Here is a 3,212-nt window from a genome sequence, read left to right on the forward strand (position 1 = left end):
GCGGCCCCACCGCGCTGGTGCCTCGGCGTTCCTGCCGAGCGTCGCGGCAGCTGCACCCCCCCTCCGGCCGGTGAAGCGACCCGTTTCGCCCTCTCGCTCAGCGGCTCTCGGCCGGGGCGGCGAGGCGCCAGAGGCTCAACACCGTCTGGCCGACGAGCAGGGGCACGAGGCTGCCACCCAGAACGAGGCCCCATCCGACGGCATCCGGCGGCACAACGCCCAGAACCGCGCCCAGACCCGGCAGCCAGACAGCGGCGGCGATGAGGACGAGGCAGAGGCCGATCGCGGACCAGACCCAGCGGTTGCGCACGACCTCGTTGGCGAAAAGCCCGGTTCCCGCATCGCGCATGTTGAAGACGTGCCAGAGCCGCGCGAGCGCGAAGCTCAGGAATCCGATCGTCACCGCCGCGTCCCGGCCCATGCCCTGCGCCAGCGCGACGAAGAAGACGGTCGTGACGGACGCCGCGATCAGCGCGCCCCAGAGGGCGGTCGCGATCCAGTGTCCGCGCGTCAGGACAGGTTCCCCGGGATCGCGCGGCTTGCGGTCCATGATGCCCTCGGGGCTTTCGCCCACCCCGAGCGCGAGCGCCGGGAACACGTCGAGCACGAGATTTATGTAGAGGATCTGAAGCGGCAACAGTGGCAGCGGTGCACCGATCACCGCGCAGAGTCCGACGGCCAGAACCTCGCCGAGGTTGCCCGAGAGCAGGTAGATGATGAAGCGGCGGATGTTCTCGAAGATCGTCCGGCCCTGTTCGATGGCCATGACGATCGTCGGGAAGGCGTCGTCCTTCAGAACGATGTCCGCCGCCTCGCGCGCGACATCGGTGCCGCGCCGGCCCATGGCGATCCCGACATCGGCCTTCTTCAGCGCCGGCGCGTCGTTCACGCCGTCGCCCGTCATGGCGACCACGGCGCCCGCCTCCTGCCAGAGGCGGATCAGGTCGAGCTTCTGTTCGGGCGAGACGCGGGCGAAGACGTGATGATCCCGGAGGGCCGCATGGTCGCCTTCGGCGGTGTCGGCGCCCATGTGCGGCAGGTTGCGGCCGATCATCGCCCTTGGCTCGTCGGCCAGTCCCACCTTGCGGGCGATGGCCGTCGCCGTCACGGGCTGGTCGCCGGTCACCATGATCACCCGGATGCCCGCGTTGCGGCAGCGCTCGACGGCGTCGGGCGCGTCGTCGCGGGGCGGGTCGATCAGACCGACGAGGCCGAGGAGAGTCAGGTCCGAATAGGGGGCGCTTTCGGGGCTGTCGGCCTGCCGCTCCGCGATCGCGAGCACGCGCAGGCCGCGCTCTGCCAGCGCCTCGACGCGCTCGACCCACCCTGCGCGCGCATCTTCCGAAAGCGCCCGGGCGTCGCCGTCGTCCGTGGCGATCTGCGTCGTGACCTCGAGCACGGCCTCGGGCGCACCCTTGACCGCGACGCGAAAGCCGCTGCCCGCGCGGTGAAACGTCGCCATCATCTTGGTGTCGGCGTCGAAGCTTTCCTCGCGCTCCTCGGGCTGGTCGTCGAGCAGCCGGTCCCGCCGGAGGTCCACGGCCGCCGCGGCATGCAGGAGCGCGATCTCCATCGGATCGCCGGTGCCGCTCGGGTCCCCTGCGCGGTCCGGTCCTGCGGCGTCGTCGTCGAGCTCGGCATTATTGCACAGCGCCGCGACCTCCAGAAGCCGGCACGCCAGGGCCGAGGGCTCTGCGGGACGCGCATCCTCGTCCCACGGCACGTCCTCGTCGCCGCCCGGAAGGGCAAGGCGGGCCACGCGCATCCGGTTCTGCGTGAGCGTTCCGGTCTTGTCGGCGAAGATCACGCTGGTCGAGCCCAGCGTCTCCACCGCGGCGAGCCGTTCGACCAGCGCGTTGCGCCGCGCCATGCGCCACATGCCGCGCGCCAGCGCGACCGTGGCCACGATCGGCAGACCCTCGGGCACGGCCGCGACCGCGAGCGCCACCGCCGTCTCGAGCATCGAGACGAGGTCCTTGCCGCCCAGCCAGCCGAGGACGGCGACCACCGCCGCCACGATCAGCGTGACCACCACCAGGTTGCGGGCCAGCCGGTCCAGCCGCTTCTCGAGCGGCGTCACCTCTTCGCTGGCCTCCGAGGTCATGCGCGCGATGCCGCCCAGTTCGGTCTGCATGCCGGTGGCCACCACCACGCCGGCGCCGCTGCCGCCCGTCACCGCGGTGCCCTTGAAGGCCATCGGGGTGCGTTCGGCCAGCGGCGCGCCCGCGTCGACCGTGTCGGTTGTCTTGGTCACCGGCACCGATTCGCCCGTCAGGGCGGATTCGTCGCAGGTCAGGCCGTTCGCCTCGATCAGCCGCAGATCCGCGGTCACCACGTCGCCGGCATCGAGCAGCACCATATCCCCGGGCACGAGGTCCTCGGAATCGACGGTCGCACTGGTCCCCTCGCGCGTCACGCGGGTCTGCACGGTGCCGAGGCTGCGCAGCGCCTCCATCGAGCGGACCGCCTTCCATTCGGTGACGAAGCCGATGGCGGCATTGATCACGATCGCGGCGAGGATCGCCGCCATCTGCACGATCTCGCCCATCGCGAAGGATATGATCGCCGCGAGGGCGAGGATGCCGATGACGAGGTTGCGGAACTGGTCGGCAAGGATCTTCCAGGGGCTGGCCCGCTCCGCCTCGCCCAGACGGTTCCGCCCGTGCTGCTTGCGCCGCCGGCGGACCTCCGCTGCGTCGAGGCCCCGGTCGGGATCGACGGACAGCTCCTCGAGCGTTGTCTCGACGCTGCGGGCGTGGTGGTCGGTCATGCACATCCTCCGGCTTGGGACGGGCCGAGGCACGCCGCCCGATCGCGGCCGAGATCCCGGGCGCCAACGTTCGAGCGCCCGTCCGGTTCGGCCGGGGCGTCGCGACGGGGCAGCGGCCCGCCGGGGCCGGGGTCGCGCGGCATCTCTGCCCTTCCGAGGATCCTGTCGGCGGACCGCGCAATCAAGGCGCGGCGTGATCGTGCCGGGCCAGAAGCTCACACGGATATCGCTCTGCGGTGCCGAATCGAATCATTTACAAAACCGGCATTATAGTTATTTTTGACCCATGAGCACGACCAGCCCCAACGCCCGCGCCCTTGCCGCGCTTGGCCACGACGCGCGCCTGTCGATCTTTCGCCTGCTGGTGAAGGCCGGGGACGACGGGCTGCGGGTCAGCGATATCGGCGCGCACCTTGGCCTCGCGCCCTCGACGCTCGCGCAT

At 71.0% G+C, this 3,212-nt stretch carries 1 protein-coding gene and 1 pseudogene; one reads left to right on the forward strand and one right to left on the reverse strand.

Annotated elements, in window-relative coordinates; translation table 11 throughout:
• Window positions 1-97 precede the first annotated feature (97 nt).
• Complete coding sequence (locus ACESL7_RS14705; RefSeq protein ID WP_372894047.1) at window positions 98-2,770, reverse strand: cation-translocating P-type ATPase; 2,673 nt, start codon at window positions 2,768-2,770, stop codon at window positions 98-100.
• Window positions 2,771-3,056: 286 nt separating this feature from the next.
• On the opposite strand from ACESL7_RS14705, the pseudogene ACESL7_RS14710 reads away from it, so the two are divergent.
• A pseudogene (locus tag ACESL7_RS14710) lies at window positions 3,057-3,212 on the forward strand (ArsR/SmtB family transcription factor); the annotation flags it as partial.

The sequence above is a fragment of the Rhodosalinus sp. genome (assembly GCF_041685465.1).
In the GTDB taxonomy this organism is placed as follows: Bacteria; Pseudomonadota; Alphaproteobacteria; order Rhodobacterales; family Rhodobacteraceae; genus Rhodosalinus.

Excerpts from the sequence above, each read along its gene's own strand:
- ACESL7_RS14705 (WP_372894047.1), bottom strand. The coding sequence starts at position 2,770 with ATGACCGACCACCACGCCCGCAGCGTCGAGACAACGCTCGAGGAGCTG.